Genomic DNA, 22,432 nt, shown 5'->3' on the forward strand with positions numbered 1-22,432 from the left:
TTCTATATGCGAAGAATCAAAGATTTAAGAGATACTCTCTAAATAGGGCTGCCTAATAAATTTTAAGACTCAACAAAGGGAAAAAGAGGATGTATCAAATCTTCTCAATTTTGATACACCCTCTTTCATTTTAGAAACTCCTTCGTTATTCCTTTTCTTCCTTGAAGTTCGATTCATCAATCATCTTTCCTTTTTCTATAGGCTGAAGATCTCCATCCGTTGCGATATCCGAACGATAGTAAAAACTATCAGCCAGACGAATGTCCTCGTATGAGCTGCCCACCATCACTTTGAACTCGCCAGGTTCTACTACCCGTTCCTTCTGTTCGTTAATAAGTATCAAATCATCGGGAACGATGTTGAAAGTGATTTCCTTACTTTCACCTGGCAGCAAATGGATACGTTCAAATCCCCTAAGATTCTTCTCATAGGTGGTGGTAGAACTTACTACATCGTTGACATATAGCTGTACCACTTCGTCTCCAGCTACACTTCCCGTATTAGTCACTCGGCACGTCACTTTGACATTAGCGGTCTGGGTGTGAACACTATCTATCTTCAAATCGTCATAACGGAAAGTTGTATAGGATAATCCATGTCCGAAGCAATACAGTAATCCTTTGTTGGCAACCGAATGATATTTCATAGGTTCCCAATTAGCATTGGGCTTGGTCGGTATATTCATTGGAAGCTGGCCGACCGTTTTTGGCCAAGTACCGGTAAGTTTGCCTCCAGGATTATAGTCGCCTTTCAATGCTTCTGCAATGGCCAGTCCACCTTGTGCACCCGGATATCCAGCAGCCAAAATACCTTTGCAATAACGATCAGCGAAGTTAATAGTTGCGGGACGTCCCCAGATGAGAACCAACACAACAGGCTTTCCTGTCTTTACGACTGCTTCGAGCAACTGTTCCTGATGTCCGGGCAAATCTAGGCTGCTACGTGTACGGCTTTCGCCGGAGGTGCGTTGGTTATCTCCCAATACCAATACGGCCACGTCACTGCGGCGTGCCAGTTCTACGGCTTCCTGTATGGATTGTTGTTCGCCGGTCGTCAGGGTGTCGCACATCAGTTCGTTTTCGGGCCAACCCGGGTTTACGATATCGATACCTTTGACGTAATTGATTTCTACATCATCATGTTGATAGACACTTTTGAGTCCGTCGACTACACTATAAAAACGTTCGAAGCCCATCGGACCATAATGTGCTGGAATGTAATCTTTCGAGTCGGCATTGGGACCGATGACGGCAATCTTGCGGTATCGGGTCTGGAGGGGAAGCATGTTATCAGCATTCTTCAACAGTACGAGGCATTCACGCGAAGCCCGCAATGCGGTATTCAAGTGATCTTCGCATGAAACGATATCGGAAGCCTCCTTGGTAGAACCGGTATAGGGATTGTCGAACAAGCCCAACCAGAACTTAACATACAAGACATCTCTTACCAATTCATCTACCCTCTCCATAGATAGCTTGCCTTCCAGTACCAATTCGCGAATATTTGTGATGTATTCAGTAGGATCATTGAACTCGGTGCGTACATTCAGTCCTGCCTCTATAGCCTTACGCCCAGATTCCTTAAAATTGGGGGTAACCTTGTGTACACCATTCAAACGGCCAATAGCATAGCTGTCTGATACTACATAACCCTTGAATCCCATTTCTTTACGCAGAACTTCTGTCAGATAATGATAATTACCGGCCATAGGTACCCCGTCGTAGTCATTGTAGGCACACATCACGCCCAAAGCGCCTGCTTCCTGAAAGACTTTCCGGAAGGGGTATTCATGAATATAATACATTTCCGAAGGAGTAATATGAGGATCAGTACGCGAATCCCATTGACGGGCCGCCTTACAGTCACCGTAACCGACATAGTGTTTGGGAGTGGATACAACCCGCTGGCTCTGTATACCTTTGCTCATGGCTACTCCGATACGTGCTACTAAATAGGGATCTTCACCGATAGACCCTTCCCACCGCCCCCAGCGTTGGTCTCTCGCTACATCCAGAATAGGGGCATAGATGTTGGTGTAGCCCATGGCACGGGCTTCCCGGCCTTCAATGACACCTTGCATATAAGCCAGTTCCTTGTCCCATGTACATCCCAGTCCATTCATCGACGGAAAACTGGTTGCACTACGCGCGCATAGACCTCTAATTCCCTCATTTGTAAAATCCACAGGAATACCCAATCGAGTATATTCCACAAAGAAACGTTGAGTTTCGGCCAGCGCCGTGGCCAATGTATTCGGATCTCCAATTTCCTTGTTCAGGTGTTCGTCTACGTTGGCTATTCCGTCTTTCAGGATATTTGTTTTCCATGCGGCGGTAGGTACGCTGTCTTCCAGAGCTTTCTTGTAACCGTAATAGGTAGCCAGTTGGCAAGTCTTTTCATCCAGGTTCATTTGTGAAAGCAGGTCGTCGATTCGTTTCTCGATATCCTGTGTCGGGTCTTCATAGATGTCCTTCTTTCCGTTTTTGTTAAAGTCGATCCAGCCCTTTTTATAGATTTCCTTTTTATGGGGAAATGGATCTTGATTTTTTCTAGCTAAAGCCGGAAAGCACATTCCGGCGCATAATAACATGACTGTCAATCTTTTCATTTTCATCTCATTTACTATTGTTGTTGAAATACTTTCAAATTGGTTACCCGGCTTTTAAAGTTTCCCGATTTTTCCAATGGAAACACCAGTGTGCGTACATATTTCATGGAGTCTTTCCCCCCGTTGAAATATTGGCGACCTATTTGCATGTCTTCTATCAGTTTGTTGTTGATATAAAGACGTGTTAAACGGTTGTCACCTTCCACGCGGACTTTTACCTGTTCGTCTTTTACCCGATAGGGGAAGGTATTCAGATAACCGTCGCGGGCAAATCCCATCATGCCTTTGATGGGGTCGGACAGATAGAATACGGCTGTAGGCGAGCGGAACAGTTCTGTACCGTAGGCTTCAGGTTGTCCTTGCAGGTCGAATTCGATTCGATAGCCGTATCCGGCTTCCCGATAAGGCAGAGTCGAATTGGGGTGTATTTGGGATTGTTCATAAACCAGTCCTTGTCCTTTTCCTATCTTTCCCCTTTGATTAACTCCTGGTGCTTCACTTAGTTGCTTGCGTTCTTGATCGAAAGCTTCAAAGGGTAATACCGGGTGTGCTCCAGTCCACATCTTTACAGCCAATGTCTGTACGGCAGGGAATACACGGTCGTGAATGTCTTTGGTTGAAATGCCATTGCCGGCATGATCGTTCCAGACGGCAAACATGCCTCCCAAAATGGAGGGATGTTTTTCTTCGAAAACAGCCTTCCCGATACGGGCAGGTGTCCATTCCTTGTAAAGCCGTTCGGTGTTCAGATAGTCATAATAATATCCGGCTGCGGGTACGATGTATAACCATCCGTCGGGGATACTTATCAGCTTGTAGCCTTGTCTGATCATTTCTGCCGGGTCGGCATATCCGTTGTACCAGGCGCTCATAATAACATTTTCCGACTTGACCGGTGTTTTTCCGGCGGCATGCGTCAGTGCGCCCCAAATACATGCCTGTTTGCCGAACTTCTCAACATATTTGATGTAGTGGTCGGTGAAGTACCTGAACTTTTCGACTACAGCCGTGTCCTTGTTGGAGTATTCGTCTGTACCGATGTGTACCTGTTTCCCTCTGAAAACCGGATTCTCCCCTTCCAGATATTCCTTGAAGAGATTGTCTACAAACTTATAGGTCTCCGGATTGAACAGGTCCAGATGGTCCATTCCGTATTTCTGACTCCCTATTTCGGGTTTGTATTGGGTAAAGGCCAGTGAATGGGCAGGGACATCGATTTCGGGGATGATGTTGACGAACTTGCTTTCGGCCAATATCTGCAGGTCGATGAACTCTTGTTTCGTATAGGAGCCGTCTTGTGCCGTCAGTCCCGGATAGGTGTCACATTCCAGTCGGAAGGCAGAGTAAGTCTTCATCAGATCCCAGTGATAAAACCGCGGAAAGGCATTGTCATTCAGGTGAATCTGGAAAGTGTTCATCTTGTAGTAGGACATGATCCGGACGTAATCCTGAAGAAATTCCAGGGGGATGAACTTTCGACCGCAGTCCAGCATGAAACCACGCACTGCGTAATCAGGCCAGTCGGTAATGGTACCACAGGGCAATGCGTGTGCTTCGTTCTGTTCCATGATTTGTAGCAGTGAGCGTGTTCCCCAATAGATGCCAACGGCTTGCGGAGCGGTTATGCGGACTTTCTTGCCGATACTGACTTCGTATTCTTCCGGTGAATGTTTGGGACGTTTGGTGTGGAGTGTCAGTTCGATGTCGCCCGGACGAGCTTTGTCGGTACTGACAGTCCATATGCTGCCGAACATAAGGTGAAGATCTTCGGCAAAGGTGATTGCAGTAGCTTTCAGTTCCGGCTGACGGGCGCTATAAACAACACGTCCTCCATCGGTGGGCGTGAATGTACCTTCAGCACTTTTCCATTCTTTCAGTTCGGGGATGACGAAAGGCTTGTTTTCTTGTGCGTCAACTAGGATATGGACACACAAAAACAAAAGAGTAACGAATATTTTAAACATAATTCTCTACAACTTAAAATTAAGTACTAAATTGAGTATGATTTATTTGCGGTTACGAAACAAAAAGAATTGAGGACGTCCATATAACCGAAAGTCTTTAATACAACCGGCAGCCTGTGAATTACGTAACTTTATACGTATTCCTCCGATCACTTGTATTTCTCCTAAATCTATAATCAACTGATGAGGAAAATGAGAAGCAGTGCTTTGCCATTGAGAATGCCAATAAGAATGTACGTCACCATCTATCAACTGGTCAGCATACCCTTCGCCATTCTGTTCCGTGCTGGCATATAATATTTTCCAATAATCTTTCGAAAGGCTCTTTCCTTCTCCGTCCAGCAATTCTATTTCGCTAATACAAGAATGTTTTCCATCGTAAGACGACAAGACTTCTAAACATAAATGCCGCAACGTTTTTTTTCCATTAAACATAAATGTCTGCCAGTCTGCATTTTTCTCCATCTGTCCTTCATAAATTTGGTCTCCTCTGTCCAATATGGGTTCTTGCTCATCATATTTTGTTTCGCGCTCTGGTGCATTTTTATCTTTTCTAACATCGTTTAATATTGGCTTGTCCAATCCGCATACAGTACGACATCCTTGATCTTCCATTTCGAATATTACGATTTCATTTTCACCTTCTTTAAGCCAAGGTCCCGGCACATATAAGGTCTGTTGAGGTCCTATATACCAAAATTTACCCAAAGAATGCCCATTAATCCATGCCGCTCCTTTTCCCCATCCACGTACGTCCAGGAAGGTATCGCCAATCTTATCCAAATGGAACGTACCTTTAAAGAAGGCTGGAGATCCTTTGACCGAAGCGTCATTCCAGTTGAATTTTCTCATATCAGCCTGATAAAGCGGAAGGGGACTGACTATCCACCCTTCTACTTCTTTACCATTCAACAATACTTTATCCGTAATACCTTTTAAGTTATTCTGAATATCTTCCCCATAATTCACACGTCCAACATTCTCTACAAGAATTTCAAGCCGTGCCGGAATTTCATCAACAGAAATCCGCAATTTATTCTGCCGATGTCTTCTATCCAAACGTCCTACATATTTGCCGTTCAACAAAACAACAGCATAGTCGCGCAAATCTTTTAGTACCAGAATACCGTCTTTAATCTGTTCGGTCAACTCTGTTTCATAATGGATGTATCCAAAATCCTGATGGACAGCTTCCATTGTTAAAGGAACACGAGTTTTGATTCGTTTCGTAAATGCGGCAGACAATGGAGCGGACTGTGCCAATTTCACAGTCGGAAAGGATATGATTGGATTTTCTTCTGGTACGTCAGGAAGCTTTTCTCCTTCAGGTAGATATTTCTGAATAACTTCACGAAAAGCATAATACTTCGGAGTAGCATTTCCATACTCTCCTAAAGGCGCATCATAATCATAACTGGTAGGTTGAGGAGCATACCCATAAGCTGTATTGGCTCCATTAGTATAATCAAAATTGGTACCTCCATGGAACATATACATACTGACCGATATACCATGTTGCAACATCCAATCCAGCTGCTTGGCCGGTTTTTCATAATTACGAACAGAATGAGGTTGTCCCCAAACATCAAACCAAGCTGGATAAAATTCTGCCACGAAATAAGGACCACCGGGAACATAATTATCCAAAGTCTGTATAATATCCTCGCCTGTAGAACCATTGATTGTAGGCCAAACGCCTTCTACAGAACCGGCGGCTATTTGTCCACCACCATCACAAGTTATGAGCGGGACATTAAATCCGGCATTCCGCAACATATCCCGCAATTTACTTAAATATTCCTTATCATTACCATAAGATCCATATTCATTTTCCACCTGCACCATCAAGATAGGGCCTCCATTGGAAATAGTAAGATCAGCCACTTCCTCTCCCAATCTGTTTATATATCGTTCACAGGCATTCAGGAACTTTGGATCGTGACTTCGATACACCATGTCCTTATTCTCTTGAATCCATGCCGGATAGCCACCGAAATCCCATTCCGCGCAAACATAAGGACCTGGACGTAATATTACATACATACCTTCTTCTTGGGCTGTTTTGATAAATTTAGCCAAATCAGCTTGTCCCTCGAAATCGAATACTCCAGGCTGACGTTCATGTATATTCCAAAACACATAAGTAGAAATTGTATTTATACCCATCGCTTTGGCACGCCTAATGCGGTCGCGCCAATATTCTTGCGGAATACGCGGATAGTGCATTTCGCCACAAATGAGTTGGACAGATTTCCCGTTCAGATAAAAAGCATGGTCTCTAATTTGGAAAATTCCTTTTTCTTCATTACATGCTCCACCTAAAAAAGCAATAATAGTTAAAAGTAGATAATTATATATTACTCTTCTCATATAATTTACTGTTTCTATTTTCTTTTTATCTATAACTAAAAATTCAGTTACACACTTATTAAAGGCCAAAATGTTCATCTGGGTTTTCATATACATTCATTTTTCGGTCACTTTCTCCGCCATAGTTCCATTCTATACGATCACGGTACACTTTCCCATCGGGAGCTGTTACTATGGCTTCCACCACATTCTTTCCCATGTCCAACGTAGCATCAAACACGTAATGTATTTGAGTGTATCCCTGATGCATGGTGGTCAGTTCCTTACCATTCAAATAGACTTTGGGAATTCCTACGTTGGAATATACAGTCACATGTGTATTTTTTCGTTCGCGGTTTATATAACGACGTTCAGTCAGATAGACCACAGGATCTCGACTCCAGTTAGCTTTGTAAAAATAATAAGCATCTTTCTTTATTTTTCGATCGAAAGTCACTAAACCTTTCATATTACGCGCAGGGATACATCCACCGACTCTTGTAGGAACAGCAAAATCGAACATATTCCAAAAATAGGAAGCGATGATGTAGGGATGCTCAGCTATTACACTCCACTGGTATTCATGTAGCTTTGTTTCAAAAGTTTCAGGATAAAACTGTCCCCAAGGATTTCCAGACTCGGCCAATTGCTCGGTTTGATGTGTCACGACCCCACCAGCCCCATATTCAGTCAGCATCAGTATCTGCTCAGGATATTTCTTTTCCAGTTCCTCCACCCAAGGTTTGATATCTTGTATTTTCTTTTCATACCAACCGAAATAACGATTCATCCCCTGAATATCTGAATTAAAGTTCACAGGATGTTCCGCATGGCCATAACCGTTGACAGCAGCAGTATAACGGTCGGGATCTTCTGTCTTGGCCAGTTCGTGCAGTTCCCTCGTCAACATTGCCGTATATTCATGCGGTTCATACACTTCGTTGTGCAGTCCCCATGTATAGATAGATGGATGATTGAAGCTCTGACGAATCAGTTCACGCAACTGAGAATGCGCATTTTCCCTTTCTTGCCCAGTCACACGATTTACAAAAGGAATTTCTGCCCAAATAATAAGTCCTAAGCTGTCACATTTCGAGTAGATATAATCCGACTGCTGATAATGGGCAAAACGCACGGTAGTAGCACCAATGTCCATAATCATGGCAAGATCGGTGTCATGCTCCTTATTACTGAGAGCACTACCCAACCCCCACCAATCTTGATGACGAGTCACACCATACATGGGATATTTTTCACCGTTCAGGAAAAAGCCTTTTCCAGCCACGATTTCATAGTGCCGCAAACCGAGTGGTTGTACCATTTCGTCGACGACCCTGTCATCCTGTATCAAACGAGTCACTACCTTGTAAAGATAGGGATCTTTACGTCCTTGCCACAGATGAGGTTTCTTCACAGTAAACTCTGACACGTAGTCTTTGATACCTTGAGGCGAAAGACGAATGTCCTGTACATCCGAACAAACTTTTTTCCCCTCCCGAGTATAAATAGCGTTCTCAAGTTTCACTTGTGAGGGTTGCCAAGTACCATTGTCCAGTTTCACTTTTATCTTCACATCTGCACTTTTAGAAGAAACATTATTTTGAGTGATATAGACGCCAGACGAAGCATAGTCAGACAAAGTAATACTACAAGGTTCAGTAACAATCAACCAAACAGGACGATAAATACCTCCATAAACACCGAATAAGCTATGATTGACGGGGATAACATCCGGACGGGATGCATTGCTCACCTTGACCACAATCTGGTTATTTTCACCATATTTCAAGGCATTGCCCATTTCACAAACGAAAGCCCCATAAGCACCTTTGTGGCTACCTACCAACTTACCATTCACGTAAACTTCAGCACAACTTCCTACACCTTCAAATTTCAAATAGAGACGTTTTCCTTTCAGTTCGGCAGGACAGAAGTATTCTTTTCGATAGTAGGCTTCGCCTTCGTAGAAGTTCCGTTCGATTTCCTGCATGTCACGAGCATTCCAAGTGTGAGGCAGGGTAACAGGATTCCATTTCCGCTTCCATTGGTTTTGGGCGGACACGATGTTGTTTGCAAAGGGGCCTTTAATAAACTGCCATCCTTCGTTGAAACAGGTAATTTTACGTGCCTGCGCTACAGGACAAAATAGCACTGCGACGAGAAGTAAAATAAACAGGTATCTTTTTTTCATAGAAATTTATTTGTCGGATTAGTTGAATACAGGTTTGTCAGTCAGCTTCATGGTACGCTTTCCGTTATTCTTCAAATCAAATACTATTAGCGTATTTTCACCATTTTTCAGCATCGAAGCGGGAACGGGCAATGACTGTTGGGCATTCTGTTCCCAGTATGTGCCCAAATATTCGCCATTGAGCCATACTTCACCCATGCCCCACCCTCTGATGTCCAAATGCCATTCTCCACCAGTCGGGGCAGTGAATGTTCCTCGGTAGAAGCAAGGACGATGAGGTTCCTCCATCGGTCCAAAGTTCAGCTGGTCCACCCCGTCACAGGCATGAATAGCCAACGGAGTGACTATCCAACCTGTCAACGGTTCAGCATCCAGCGTGGCTGTGCCGAACAAGCCTTTCGAATTGTCCAATATTTCGGGGCCGTAAGTGATACGGCCGATGTTTTCAGCATAGAGTTGCAACGTATGCGTTCCGTCTGTTGCCTGGAATGTCAGGCTACGGGAATCATTATCCAATTCACCCACAGTTTCCCCATCCAGGCAAACTACCGCATAGTCGCGCACATTTTCTATTTCCAGCGTGGCCTTACCTCCGCTGACGGTCACTTGAGTTTCATAGAGAGCATATCCACCTGCATCCATGCCCAAGTCGTTCATAGAAGGCAGTTCCTCCCATTCCTGGCTTTCCTCGCTCATTTGTTCCAGCGAAGCAGCCTCTTTGAAAAGAATTTCCTGTGCTGTCACCTTGCTTGCAGGAACAAGCCCGGCAAGCATCAAAATGGCTGTCAATAATTGTTTCTTCATCATTTCTTGAAGGTTTGTTTAGTGGTAAGGAATGAATCGATGAAAGCGGTGTCCAATTCCACCTGCGGATTAAACTTCTCACTTTTCACATAGCGGCCAATGCTTTCCAGCAACTGACAGGTAGCAGGACGTTTGTCCATGTCTTTTTGCGTGTCCAGCGCCAGCACTAACAGCTTACCTCCGCCTACCCGTGCCTCAAAACCGATACCCAATTTGCGGTTGCTATCATAGGAGTCGATAGTTTGGATAAAAGGACGCAAAGCTTGCGGAGTCTCTTGCAGTTCGATAACCTTGGCATAGTTCAGTATGTCCCACCACTGCCAATCGGGATGATTCTCGGTGACAAAATGGTCGAACACGGGACTGTCATCATGGATAAGCCACCCTAACGTCATGGGTGCCCACTTGAACATAATAGGGTTCCAGAAGTGATTGTGGAACGAAGAACGACGCCCTTTCACTTGTTTCGGATTAGGCAATAAGACAACTTTCTTCCCAGCCTGTAGCTGCTGCTTGGCCACAGCATCGAAAGTTGTGGTGTAGAGTACATCAGCGGTGGATTGCATCAGCTGCCCAGTTTTGGGATAAACCCAAATGTCCCAACTGTTAACATAATCCTTACCTACGAGCAATTGTACAGTCAGCTTCTGCGGTTCTGATCCTTCAGGTAGTATACAGCTGAACGAACCTGCTCGTATTACAGTATCACACAAAAAGGTTTGCGTCTTCAGCTTGCCTTGCCGCAGTGTCTTACCCTGTTCATCCAGCAGTTGCCAAGACACTTTGGAGTTCTTCAAAGAGCGATCGCTAAAGTTATAGACTTCTGCTACGGCTTCAAAAGTCTCTCCACCATTCCAAACACGTTTCTCAAAACGAAGTAGAGGTACGGTAGGCGAACAAAAGTGGCGGAACTCTTCAGGGGTAATCAATCCTTTTGAATCCCAAAAGGGATCAAGAATGCCCACCGGCGCATAACCTTGTTCAGGCAAGTCGTTGATAGAGAGCAACTGAAAGCCGGCTGAAGTAGAAGTGCGAAGCTGTGCTTCAATGACATCCTTGTACTCGAAGACAGTCTGCGCACCCGAAGCACGAAAGAAATCATCAGCCTGATCACCCATACCATTAGCTTCCAACTGACTACGGAACTTTTCCAAGTTGCGCGCTTCAACGGGGCCATCAAACTTAGCGATGATGCTGTAGTCCGGATAAACACAACGCTGGCCGGTTTCATGCGAAATGACAGGTACGTCAATGTTTGTTCCCTTGCAGATGTCCCAGTCGGTATAGGGACGGCCTTCATAGACGGTAGCGCCACCACTTGTAGTCTGATGAGTGGTATAGAACTGGTCGGAAGCCACACGCTTGCGAGCAGTGGATCCGCTGAAGAGATGACGACTGTCATGCTCCCGACCGTAGCGGGTCAACTCTTCGATAAAGTCAAAATCACCACTTATCTCATTACCATTACAATAGAGTATGAAAGAAGGATGATTGCCATATTCTTTCAGGATAGCCTTCTGTTCACGACGGAAGAAGTCCCAACGGGCAGGTTCGCCCGGTTCTCCGTCTTTCCCCCACATGGGCAGTTCCACCTGTAGGTATACACCCAGCTTGTCCGCCATGCGGAAGGCGGCCGCAGGAGGACACCAGGAGTGGAAACGCATGTGATTCATACCATAATCTTTGAGGATACGGAAAATACGTTCCCACGACGCGTCGTCCACCGGAGCATAGCCAGTCTTAGGAAAGACTGCATTCTCCACCGTACCACGTAAGTGTATGGGATGGCCATTGACAAGAACATGGTTCTTGCCCTGTGCCACTTCACGCATACCGAAGGTAACCTCCTTCTCATGCTCATAATTGGTTTCTCCAACACTGGTCAGGAGTTTACACTCCACACGGTATAGATTGGGATGAAACTCGTCCCACAACTGAATGTCCTTACCCAAGGCAATTTTACCTTCAAAGCTGACAAGACTGTCCTTGCCGTTCACGGGCAGTTCGCGGGTCAGATTGTATCCGTCATCACCCGTTATATGGAAACGCGCGGTGCCTTCAAAAGGCTTACCGGTGTAGTTGCGTATTTGCAAGCGAGCAGTGACAGTCTTTTCCGTCACATCAGGATAGAGTTGCATATCATCGACATAAACGGGATCAACGGCAATAAGCTTCATTTCACCCAAGATACCGTTCCAGTTGATTTGGGTGAACTCTGTGTGTGCGTGATTCCACTTGTGCGTATCATACTGATACCGATTGTCAATACACAAAGTGATGAGATGCGTTTTTCCGGGCTTCACGAAGTCTGTCAACTCATGGCAATGAGGGACACTTATGTAATCCAACTTGCTAACCTCCTTCGTATCCACGAAGATAGAGCTAAGCCAGTGAGTACGCTCGAAGTACATGAAAATACGCTTGCCCGCCCATTCTTTTGGGAAAGCAATTTCACGCTGGTACCAGGCGGGCCCCATGTATTCATACTTACGCGTTAAGCGGTCAATGTGACAGTAAGGTGATTTCCATCCTATCTGGTAATCATCCGTAATGGCAGGTAGGACGATAGTATCTTGCAGGCGATGCATGTAGCGTACATCGAGCGAGCCGCGACGGAAATCCATAAAATCGGTCTGGAAGCCCCATGTGCCGGAAAGATCCACTTCCTGCGTCTGGGCATTAAGTCCACTTGCCGTCATCCATAAAGCCGCGGACAATAAGGGGTATAATAATCCTTTTTTCATAAGTTTGGTTGTTTAAAATTTGGTTTCCATAATGTGCTTAATCAAGGGTTGTATGACTGCCGTTCCCAAGCTTGCCGCCCCAGCTGCTGTAGACCGGTCGTTTTGCTCAATCAACCGCTGCAAGACATGCATTCGTTTTAATATCCGGACAGATTGTTCATGCTCTTGTGCCTTTGCAACTTCTGCAAGTGCCAGAGCTTCTTGTCCCATCTGCGCCCAGAGACCAAAGGCTGTTATCCAGGGAGCTATTTCGCGGGTGAGGGCCGGATTGCTCTTTGCCAGCTTCAGTTCGCCGGCAGCCAATACCATCCGGTCGAATTCGTCTTTCAGCGTCTGCATGTCTTCGGCCTGCCAATTGCCAGACTGGGTATACTGCTTCACAAAACGGTCGGCTGCCGGGCGGATGCATTCGGATTCGGCCTTGGGGAAATGTGCCTCACCGGTAGCTGACGAATGGCGGCAGAAGCAGGCAAAGGCTTCGGCCGCATCGGGCAGCAGGCTGCGGATGCCTTCCTGCCAAGAGGCTTCCGCATCATAGGCATTGATGTTCCACGTATAATTCGCCACGCTAAAAAGGGCCAACTTCGAGGCTTCGGCATATTCCATCGGGTTGGAAACGAAGGCCGACGCGTCGGTACGGATGGCGGGGGTGATGCCGATGACTTTGCCCATCAGGATGCGGTCGTTGGAGAAGTCAGTCACGGGGAAGTTCCACCAGATGTAGGGACGGCGCTTGAGGATGGTCTGTACCCACGTCAGGTTGTCGGCTGTGATGTCCGACAGAGCCCGGTCTCCGGTCCACATGATGTGGATGTTGGCATCCAACTTGTCTCCCAATGTTTCGAGGTAAGCAGTTTCCGGATGCCAGCGGCTACGGTTGTAGTCCGAGGGGCACATGATGAGCGGTCGTACGTCCCCTTTGGCTTGGATGAAATTCCGGTTGATGTAGTTCAGCAGGTCGGCCTGCTCTGCAGCGTTTTTCCCCTTGCCGATGTCGTCGAAGAAGACAGCAAAGGCGCGGATACCCAGCTGGTACATACTTTCAAGCTTTGCCACCAGCTTGTCCCGGTCTTCTTCATTCCACTTGATGTCATCTCCCGGATGAACGGCCCATACGAAGTCCACTTCCTTCTCGCGGGCACGGGCTACGAGGCTCTGCAGCTGCCGGGCTTCGGCTTCGGGATAGAGCTGACGCCAGCGTGCGCGGTGGTAGCGGTCGTTCTTGGGACCGTAGATGTAGGTGTTTAGTTTGTGGTCGCTGCAGAAGTCAATGAGGCTCATGCGTGCTTCGTGGCTCCAAGGTGTGCCGTAGAAACCCTCCACAACGCCACGCACAGCTACGTCGGGCCAGTCGGTGATTTCCACTTCAGGCAGAGAATCGTTCTTGCCGGCCTGTACGAAAAGCTGCTCCAGTGTGCGGAGACCGTAGTACAGGCCCCGGCGATCATTTCCGGCCACTACAATTTCGCTAGCGTTAACAGCCAAGTAGTAGCCTTCGCACCGCTCCGGTATCATTTTTTTGTATTTTCGAACACTCTCGTCGCCACGGATGCCGACGCGCAGGGGAAATCCATTACGATCGGTATGGTCATCTGCGCAGCGCAACAGGAGCCTCAGAGTATTTGGGGGGAGTTCGTCGGTTCCGATAGGATGAAAGGAAGAAGGCACGGGAAAGGCTTTTCCGTTTTCCTTCACTTTCTGGGGATGGGGAGACAATTGAGGGATGGCAGCCTCCGACAGGCCGAAACCGATGCAGAGACTGAATATAAAGAGTAGTAGTCTATTCATGATTAAAATGTTGGAAATGTCTATCTGGAAAATGTTATCCTGAGAATCAATCTTTACCCCAAAGCAATACCTCGATTGAAAACAAGCTTCTTAATCTTGTCTATTTTATGAAGAGTTTATCTACTTCCGGATAAAGAGTTTATCCACCGGTAGATAAAGGGTTTATCTGCTCCCGGATTAGAGGCTTATCCACCGGCAGATAAAGCCCCTATCATTCGGTAGAGTTACAGCGGGCTTCCACCTTCTTCTTCATCTCCGCCACCGGGTTCTCCGCCTCCAGCTGGCGCCTGACCGATGTAGAGCGTTTTGGTGACGCTCCGCGGTGTCTTCAGCAGCTGTCCGCTGCTGTACTGTGTGGTTACGGTCAGCTTATATTCGCCATCTGCCAGTCCGGCAGGGATAAGGAAGATGAGTTTCGAAGGCTGGTTCAGGGCTATCATGTCATCAGTGATGCGGGTCACTTCGCCCTCGGCGTCGGTCAAGGTAATGCCTACCGAAGGATCGTCGCCCGCCAGCTTGATGGGCTGCCCCGTCAGCGTAAAGTTTCGTCCGGCTGTAGCGGTAAAGCCCGACAGACTGGTAGCCGTATCGGTACCGCCTGCCACATACATAGCGCTTCCCTTTTCGCCCACGATATTCACCGTAGTGGCTTCGATGGCTTCACGCAACTCCTTGCCCTGCGTCATAGCGATACGGATACTGTTGCGGGCTGGGTCGAAGACGTTGTTTTCCACCGTTCCGGTGAACTGTGCCACGGCGCTAAACAGGCCCGTGTTCACGCGATAGCCCGTCAGGAGCAGTTTCTTCAGAACACGCTGTTCCAGATTGATGACCGCCTCGACGGTTTCACGCTCCAATCCAGGATTGATTTCCATGATTTCGCTGATAAGGCGTTGCTTGTCTGCCGTTCCGGCACTGACGAGGGTCAGAATCTTGTCGTCTTTATCGTCTACGGTCAAAGTATTATCTGCCAGTTGTGCATTCAGGGTATATTTGATGTCGGTTGTTGCCATGGTATAATTCGTTTTTCTTGGTTTTCAGATTAGGGTTAGATAAAGAATTGAGGAAGGAACAAGGCTTTACACCTTGTTCCTATTAAAAACAAGCATAATTATTGTTCCCAACCCGGATTCTGCGGGAATTCGGCTCCTGTATTGGAGTCGATAACACTCTGCGGAATGGGCCACAAGAGGAACTTGTCGTCCCAGCGAGGCGCAACCCGGTCATTGTACTTCACGGAACGTTCCTTCAGAATACCCAGACGCGAGAGAGTGAAGCGGCGCAGCTCCTCACCGGCCAACTCACGGATACGCTCGTCTGCCAGGAAGTCTTTTGTCACATCGGCTGCAGTGATTTCGCTGGCTCCGGCACGGCGGCGCACTTCGTTGATGGCGTCGGCAGCCCCCTGCGTATCACCCTGGTTCATTCGGGCTTCGGCCAGCAGCAGGTAGGTCTCGGCCAGACGGAACTTCATGCGGTCTTTCGTATTGCCACCATAGCCTTCGTCGCCACCACGTCCGATGACGCCATAGAAGAACTTCGTAATGGCCGGACAAAGTTTACCGGCTTGCCAAAGGTCATCGGTCATTTCACAGGGCTTGCCGTAAGTATCCGTTACATCAGGGTTATTGTAATACCAATGACGCTTGATGTTGTATTCAGAGTTACGGATATCTGTATCCTCAAAGAAATGGCTGTCGTTGCCAATCCACCAGGGCAGTCCCATGAGCTGGGCCAATCCGCGTCCGCCTAAAGAATCAGCAATCTGGAAGCCGGGGATATCCCAGTATTTGGGCACCCAAGCACGCTTAGTCCAATCTTCACTCTCATCACCGCCGCCAATGACATTGTATTCGAGCTGCATCACCCAGATGGACTCCATGTTGTCCGACGTACGATTCTGATTGTTTTCCTTAAAAAGATCAGAGAACACATCGCCCGGTTCTTTGGTCTGTGTACCGAAACGCTCCTTCATCAGGTGGAAGTAGCCGGAATTGATGACCTGTTCGGCTGCATCTTCGGCTTCGGCATTCATGCCGGCCATCAGATAGACTTCACTCAACAGATGCAGGGCTGCCCATTTGGTCAGGCGTCCCGGCAGTACGGCATCCGGATCTTTAGGAAGGTTTTCTGCGGCAAATTTCAGGTCATCAATCATGTGACCCAATACCTCATCCTTTGGCGTACGGGTGAAGTCGATGCGGAAATCGCGTTCCACCTTGTCCACATACGGCACGTCGCCATACAGATAAACCAAATAACGGTAGGCATATGCACGGAAGAAACGGGCTTCGGCCTGGAAACCTATTTTGTCTGTTGGTTTGTCCCATGCCACATCAGGATGTTCTGAATATTCCAATATCAGGTTGGCATTGGCGGCCAATCCGTAGCCAAACTCCCACCATGACTTGATAAAAGAAGTCTGTGGTGTGTACGACAGATTATCGAACACTTGCAACGTACCGTCATTGTGCCCGGTGTTGGCCAGGTCGGTACCTATCTGGAGTACTTCGTAAGGCGTGGCACCTCCGTGGCTGTAAGAATTACCTTCACCGCCCCAGCAGTTCCATTCCGAACGGCAATATTCATACAGGCCGGTGACACCCACTTCAAAACCATGGGTACTGGTATACGTGTTGCTTGGAGCGAGCGAACCCTTCAGGTTTTCGTCCAGAAAATCTGAACAACTGCTCAATGCGAGCAGGGAAGCAATGGCTATATATCCTATCTTTTTCATTTTCATATCTTGTTAAGTTTTGTTTAGAATGTTACGTTAAGTCCGAACATGTAAGAGCGGTTAGTAGGGTAGCTGTAGTACATGTTGTCGGCATCAAGGTTGGTCGTATTGTCCATGTTGCTGAACGAACAAAGGTTGTTGACACTCACGTTGATGTTCACTCCTTGGACACCCATGGCTTTCACCCATTTCTTCTCCAGGTCATAACCAAAGGTGATGTTCTTCACCGTCACATAGCTCACTTTGGAGTAGAACGAGTGTTTATCATAAGGCGTATAAATCAGCGAAGTCACCTTGTTGCTGTGGTTTTCCGGTGTCCAGTATTCCATACCGCTGATATAATTGAAACGCATATCCCAACGTTCCAGATTCAGGTCATGACGTTCTTTCCATTGACCGAATACACCGTTCAGCAAGAACGACAGGGAGAAGTTCTTGTAATGGAACTGGTTGCCCATGGACATCAGGAAGCTTGGAGTCTTAGAACCGATGATCTTCTTGTCAGCAGCAGTAATACGGCCGTCTCCATTCACATCTTCCAGCTTGGCCGAACCAGGCTTCGCACCGGCTTGTATCTCTTTACCTTCCTCATTGTAGAAACCTTCTTTAATGGTCACCTTACCATCACTTCCTACAATTTTCTCCGCTTTATATCCGGGATCGTCATATTGCCAAACTCCCACTACATTATAGTCATAGAAAACTCTTAGCGGCTCACCGATGAACCATTTGTTATCGATGTCATCCTTGCCGTCTCCACGTAAATCAACAATTTTATCTCGATTCAAGAAGAAGTTCAAGTTAGTATTCCAAGTGAAATCCGGAGTCTGGATGTTTACAGAGTTCAAGTTGATTTCCACACCCTTGTTACGTGTTTGGCCGATGTTGTCCATGATGCTGCTGAAACCATTCATCACCGGCACCTTACGGCTCATCAATAGGTCTTTGGTATTGGCTACGTAGGTTTCGATGCTACCACTCAGGCGTTCACCAAAGAAACTGAAGTCGATACCGAGATTGAAGCTATGGGTAGTCTCCCATTTCAAATTGGGGTTACCTACGCTGCCAAATCCCATATAACTACCATTTACACCGGTAGTTCCGTCACCCCAAATATATTTGGAAGTACTCAAGCGGTCCAACGTTTGGTAAGCGCTGATGGCTTGGTTACCATTACTACCGTATGATAAACGTAGCTTCAACATATCTACTCCCTTGTCGCGTGCCTTTTCCATAAAATCTTCCGAACTGATGTTCCAGGCTACAGCAGCCGAGGGGAAGAAGGCGTACTTGTTGTTAGCACCGAAAGCCGAGTAGCCGTCTGCACGTCCTGTCAAGGTCAACATGTAGCGGTTGTCGAAGTTGTAGTTGACACGAAGCATGTAAGACAAGGTAGCGGTTTCCGTCAGGCCTGAAGTTATTTTGATATTTTTCTCACCGGCGTTCATGTTGTGATATTCAGAATCATCGTTCACGAAACAGTCGGCACTCTGATTAGCATTCTGATCTGAAGTTTGTTGCATACTGAACAGTCCCGTCAAATCCAGTTTATGCTTACCGAACTGGTTGCTGTAATTCACCAGGTTTTCCCAAGTATAATCGACGTATTGCCTGTTGTAGATAGAAGCGCTACCTTCCGAATTCTTTCCGCTCAGCGTGTTACGGCCGTAGTAAGATCCTTCGAAAGAATTACGATAGTTATAACCGAAATTCGTACGATAACTTAATCCCTTGACCGGCAACTTGATTTCCGCAAATGCCGACAGAAACAGGTTGCGGTAGTTATTATCGGTCGTAGCATTGATGTTGGCCAGCGGATTGGAGAACAGCGTTTCCTGCATCGGATAATCGACATAGTTGCCGGACTCGTCCAAGAATTTTCCATAGGGGCTCATTTTCAGAGCAGCTTCCAGATTGGGTTGGTTCTTGTCCACGTCTTTGTCGACAAACTGCATACCGATACCTATTTTTAACCAAGCATTGAAATTCTGCACCACATTCAACGACAGATTGGTACGACGAATACCTGTATTCTTCATTACGCCCTCTTGCTTCAGATTGGAAATGGTGGCTGAATATTGGGTAGCCTCTGTTCCACCGGTTACACTCACTGTGTGGCGATTGGTCAAAGCATTGCGGAACACTAAGTCCTGCCAGTCCGTACTAATACCTGCATTGTAAGCTTCGAGTTCTATAGGGTGCAAAATGTTCTCAGGAGCCAGTTGGTCACCTTCCCACTCCAATTTCTCGCGATTGTATTCCTGTCGCATTTGCAGATATTCGGGTCCGTCCATCAAGTTCAACCGACTTTGAGTCTGCTCCAGACCTATCTGTCCTTTATACGTCACTTGCGGCTTACCTTGTTTACCTTTCTTTGTCTGAATCAGGATAACGCCATTCGAACCACGCGAACCATAAATAGCAGCTGAAGAAGCATCCTTCAGAACTGAAAGACTTTCAATGATTTCGGGGTCGATATCGCCCAACGAACCATTATAAGGAATACCATCCAACACAATCAACGGAGAATTGCTGGCTGTCAAGGAGTTGATACCACGTATACGCAACGATTGTTCTTCACCCGGACGGGCATTACCGGTAGTGATACTCAGACCCGGTACTTGTCCGGCCAGTTTGTCCAACAGGTTGTTGCTGGTTACCATCTCCAACTGTTCGGCATTAACAGAAGCAATACCACCCGTCAAGTCGGACTTACGCTGGGAACCATAACCTACGACTACCACCTCGTCCAGCATCTCAGCGTCTTCTACCATCGTAATGTTCATCGGCTGCTGAGAGGCTTTTACTTCAAGAGTCTTATAACCTATATAGGAGATTTCAAGAGTTGCATTGGCACCTACTTCCAAAGCAAAATTGCCATCGACATCCGACACAACTCCGTTGCTGGTACCTTTTTCTTTGACAGAGGCGCCAATGACTGGCATACCCGTCGCATCGGTAATAGTACCTTTTACTTTACCAGCCTGAGCAGGAGCTGCATTGGATACGGCTTTGCGCACAATAATCTTCTTATCGCGTATTTCATAGGTCAAATCAGTTTGTCCCTTCAGAATTTGGTTGACAACTTCTTCGATAGAGGCTTTATTAGCGGATATGGAGATTTTCTTTTTCGTGTTCACATCTTTTGACGAAAAGACAAACGAATATCCAGATGTCTTTTTCAACTCTTCCATTGCCTCTTTGACGGTTATATTCTTGTTTTTCAATGTAATATCTTGAGCAGACATCGTCAGATTAAAGCAAAAGGCTGCTCCGGCTATTAAAATAGCCTTTTGGATATAATTCATAATTTCTCTTTGATTTAATGATTATTACTAGATTCAGGTCGCTAGATTTGAAGAGTTTTGTGTATTTTTGCATGCTCTCCAAACGCGAATGAGGCATTGCTGTGGCTTGGCAGAGTATTCAAGGGGGGGATGTGGCCGCATCCTCCTTTTTTATGCAAGCCTTTCTGTCACTCGGATTTATCCGGAAAGGGAATGTTTCATGGTGTTATTCTTTTTAAGGTTCTACATTAAGTTAGTATAGAATATATATTCCTTTTTCTTGCTTGTATTTCATACGGTTGGTCGAAGAAATGGTTTCCAATACCTGTTCAATGGTGCTTCCCGACATCTTGAAACTACCATAAAAACGAGTATTTTTGAGCGAATCGGCCACTTCTATCTTTACATCGTAATTGCGCATCAGCTTTTTAGCGATGTCCTCCAACAACTCTTCATCGAAAAACAGCTCATCATGGGTCCATATCTTGGAGTTCTGCACCTGAGTACGAGTAGTCTTCATTTCTCCAGTCAATTTGTTCAATGTCACCTTTTCATTGGGCTGCAGATATAACGTTTCCTCTTGTCTGAGGTGATTACACAACTTTACCTTACCCGATAAAAGCGAGACACTGGCTTCCGAATCGTCTGCATAGTTCTTGAAGTTGAATTGAGTTCCCAACACGGTCACATCAACTTCCTGCGTATGGATAATGAAAGGAAGCTGTTCGTTGCGCGATACCTCAAAATAGCCTTCACCCTCCAGTTTCAAATTACGATCGTTAATTCCGAATCCCTGGGAATAGGTCAAACGCGAACAGGCGTTCAACCATACTTGAGTACCATCGGGCAAGTACATACAAGTACGGGCTCCGACAGGAGCTTCGATCACGATATCGGCAAAGGCATTCTCCATGTTTTGCTTTCCTCCCCAATAACCAGCCAGAGGTAACACCAACACCAATACAGCAGCAGCAATACGCCAAAAATATCGAGCAAACGATTGTTGTTTGTGAGGATGAATCTGAATCTCTGCAGTCTGTTTTTTGATTCGATTCTTGAATCTTAAAAAAGCCAGTTCTGCATCGGGTTGGTTTTGCCCATACAAAGTGGATGTAGTATACCATAATTCGATCCGGTCACGTATATAAATACGGTGCGCATCCGATTCGAGACTCCATTGTTTCAGTTGTTCAATGCAATCTCTGTCAGCATGTCCTGATATGTACTGATCTATCAGGCGATCCATTTCGATATATGACTCTTTGTTTGGCATCTTTTTCGACGGTTATATAGTAAAGACAAAATTCAAGGCATCAAGGGTAGTGTAAAATGCTGTTTTTTTCAGATTTTAATGAAAAAATAGAGGAAAAGCACTTCCAAATAGGGAGCCATCTTTTTTTGAAGGAAATCTAAAGCATTCTTTATGTGATACTTGACTGTATTTATCGAGATATTAAGTTCGGAAGCAATTTCTTCATATTTTTTCTCTTCAAACCGACTTTTTTTGAAAACTGTCCGGCAAGCATCCGGCAGCTCCTCTATGCTCTGACGCAACAAGTCCTCCAATTCCTGAGTGAGCATATTTTCCAACGGATGATCTTCGGAAGGAAACAAGTTTTCTATCAGTTGAACATTCTCAGGAAGCAGATAGGAAGAACAGTTTTGCTCCATCCGATAGGTCTGTGAGTTCAATTCGTTCAAGCAACGGTTGCGAACGGCACGAAGCAGATAATTGCGTAGTGGGCCTGAAATTTCAATCTCCGTATGGTGTTCCCACAAATAGAAGATCACATCGTCTACCATCTCTTCGGCAAGGGAAATATCATTGGTCAGCTGAGCAGCAAAACGGCAAAGAAGTGCATAATGTTGCTCGTAAAGGTATTTGAATGCCCTTTCGTCCCCTTGTTTCAGATGCTTTTTAATGAGTGCTTCTTCCATAAATACATTTTGTAGCAGACAA

12 protein-coding genes are annotated in these 22,432 nt (G+C 46.2%); all 12 read right to left on the reverse strand.

Annotated elements, in window-relative coordinates:
• Positions 1 to 145 precede the first annotated feature (145 nt).
• Positions 146 to 2,608: a glycoside hydrolase family 3 N-terminal domain-containing protein gene (locus QUW60_RS00005; protein WP_289557954.1), complete on the reverse strand. Its 2,463-nt coding sequence runs from the start codon at positions 2,606 to 2,608 to the stop codon at positions 146 to 148.
• A 14-nt stretch (positions 2,609 to 2,622) separates the two neighbouring features.
• Positions 2,623 to 4,572: a beta-N-acetylhexosaminidase gene (locus tag QUW60_RS00010; RefSeq protein ID WP_289557956.1), complete on the reverse strand. Its 1,950-nt coding sequence runs from the start codon at positions 4,570 to 4,572 to the stop codon at positions 2,623 to 2,625.
• A gap of 42 nt (positions 4,573 to 4,614) precedes the next feature.
• Complete coding sequence (locus QUW60_RS00015) at positions 4,615 to 7,032, reverse strand: beta-galactosidase (RefSeq protein ID WP_289557958.1); 2,418 nt, start codon at positions 7,030 to 7,032, stop codon at positions 4,615 to 4,617.
• Positions 7,001 to 9,112, reverse strand: coding sequence for a glycoside hydrolase family 2 protein (locus tag QUW60_RS00020; RefSeq protein WP_289557960.1), 2,112 nt, complete (start codon positions 9,110 to 9,112; stop codon positions 7,001 to 7,003). The genes QUW60_RS00015 and QUW60_RS00020 overlap by 32 nt, the downstream gene beginning before the upstream one ends.
• A gap of 18 nt (positions 9,113 to 9,130) precedes the next feature.
• Entirely contained in the window at positions 9,131 to 9,919 is a 789-nt protein-coding gene (locus tag QUW60_RS00025) for a beta galactosidase jelly roll domain-containing protein (protein ID WP_289557962.1), read from the reverse strand.
• Positions 9,916 to 12,660 carry a DUF8487 domain-containing protein gene (locus QUW60_RS00030; protein ID WP_289557964.1) on the reverse strand — a complete coding sequence of 915 codons (2,745 nt, stop codon included), beginning with the start codon at positions 12,658 to 12,660 and terminating at the stop codon, positions 9,916 to 9,918. The genes QUW60_RS00025 and QUW60_RS00030 overlap by 4 nt, the downstream gene beginning before the upstream one ends.
• A 12-nt stretch (positions 12,661 to 12,672) precedes the next feature.
• Positions 12,673 to 14,448 (reverse strand): glycoside hydrolase family 84 protein, encoded by a 1,776-nt coding sequence (locus QUW60_RS00035; RefSeq protein WP_289557966.1) that lies wholly within the window; start codon positions 14,446 to 14,448, stop codon positions 12,673 to 12,675.
• 224 nt (positions 14,449 to 14,672) lie between these two features.
• Positions 14,673 to 15,461, reverse strand: coding sequence for a DUF4469 domain-containing protein (locus tag QUW60_RS00040; RefSeq protein ID WP_289557968.1), 789 nt, complete (start codon positions 15,459 to 15,461; stop codon positions 14,673 to 14,675).
• A 98-nt stretch (positions 15,462 to 15,559) separates the two neighbouring features.
• The gene (locus tag QUW60_RS00045) at positions 15,560 to 17,185 is read right to left on the reverse strand and encodes a RagB/SusD family nutrient uptake outer membrane protein (protein WP_289557970.1); all 1,626 of its coding nucleotides are present in this window, start codon (positions 17,183 to 17,185) and stop codon (positions 15,560 to 15,562) included.
• Between the two features lie 23 nt (positions 17,186 to 17,208).
• Entirely contained in the window at positions 17,209 to 20,493 is a 3,285-nt protein-coding gene (locus tag QUW60_RS00050; RefSeq protein WP_289557972.1) for a TonB-dependent receptor, read from the reverse strand.
• 232 nt (positions 20,494 to 20,725) lie between these two features.
• Positions 20,726 to 21,385 carry a FecR family protein gene (locus QUW60_RS00055; RefSeq protein WP_289557974.1) on the reverse strand — a complete coding sequence of 220 codons (660 nt, stop codon included), beginning with the start codon at positions 21,383 to 21,385 and terminating at the stop codon, positions 20,726 to 20,728.
• Between the two features lie 428 nt (positions 21,386 to 21,813).
• Entirely contained in the window at positions 21,814 to 22,410 is a 597-nt protein-coding gene (locus QUW60_RS00060) for an RNA polymerase sigma-70 factor (protein WP_289557976.1), read from the reverse strand.
• Positions 22,411 to 22,432 lie beyond the last annotated feature (22 nt).

It is taken from the genome of Bacteroides gallinaceum (assembly GCF_030373775.1).
Lineage (GTDB): Bacteria > Bacteroidota > Bacteroidia > Bacteroidales > Bacteroidaceae > Phocaeicola > Phocaeicola excrementipullorum.

Excerpts from the sequence above, each read along its gene's own strand:
- QUW60_RS00040 (WP_289557968.1), bottom strand. The coding sequence starts at position 15,461 with ATGGCAACAACCGACATCAAATATACCCTGAATGCACAACTGGCAGAT.
- QUW60_RS00015 (WP_289557958.1), bottom strand. The coding sequence starts at position 7,032 with ATGAAAACCCAGATGAACATTTTGGCCTTTAATAAGTGTGTAACTGAA.
- QUW60_RS00020 (WP_289557960.1), bottom strand. The coding sequence starts at position 9,112 with ATGAAAAAAAGATACCTGTTTATTTTACTTCTCGTCGCAGTGCTATTT.
- QUW60_RS00035 (WP_289557966.1), bottom strand. The coding sequence starts at position 14,448 with ATGAATAGACTACTACTCTTTATATTCAGTCTCTGCATCGGTTTCGGC.
- QUW60_RS00030 (WP_289557964.1), bottom strand. The coding sequence starts at position 12,660 with ATGAAAAAAGGATTATTATACCCCTTATTGTCCGCGGCTTTATGGATG.
- QUW60_RS00055 (WP_289557974.1), bottom strand. The coding sequence starts at position 21,385 with ATGGAGAATGCCTTTGCCGATATCGTGATCGAAGCTCCTGTCGGAGCC.
- QUW60_RS00045 (WP_289557970.1), bottom strand. The coding sequence starts at position 17,185 with ATGAAAAAGATAGGATATATAGCCATTGCTTCCCTGCTCGCATTGAGC.
- QUW60_RS00060 (WP_289557976.1), bottom strand. The coding sequence starts at position 22,410 with ATGGAAGAAGCACTCATTAAAAAGCATCTGAAACAAGGGGACGAAAGG.
- QUW60_RS00005 (WP_289557954.1), bottom strand. The coding sequence starts at position 2,608 with ATGAAAAGATTGACAGTCATGTTATTATGCGCCGGAATGTGCTTTCCG.
- QUW60_RS00050 (WP_289557972.1), bottom strand. The coding sequence starts at position 20,493 with ATGAATTATATCCAAAAGGCTATTTTAATAGCCGGAGCAGCCTTTTGC.
- QUW60_RS00010 (WP_289557956.1), bottom strand. The coding sequence starts at position 4,572 with ATGTTTAAAATATTCGTTACTCTTTTGTTTTTGTGTGTCCATATCCTA.
- QUW60_RS00025 (WP_289557962.1), bottom strand. The coding sequence starts at position 9,919 with ATGATGAAGAAACAATTATTGACAGCCATTTTGATGCTTGCCGGGCTT.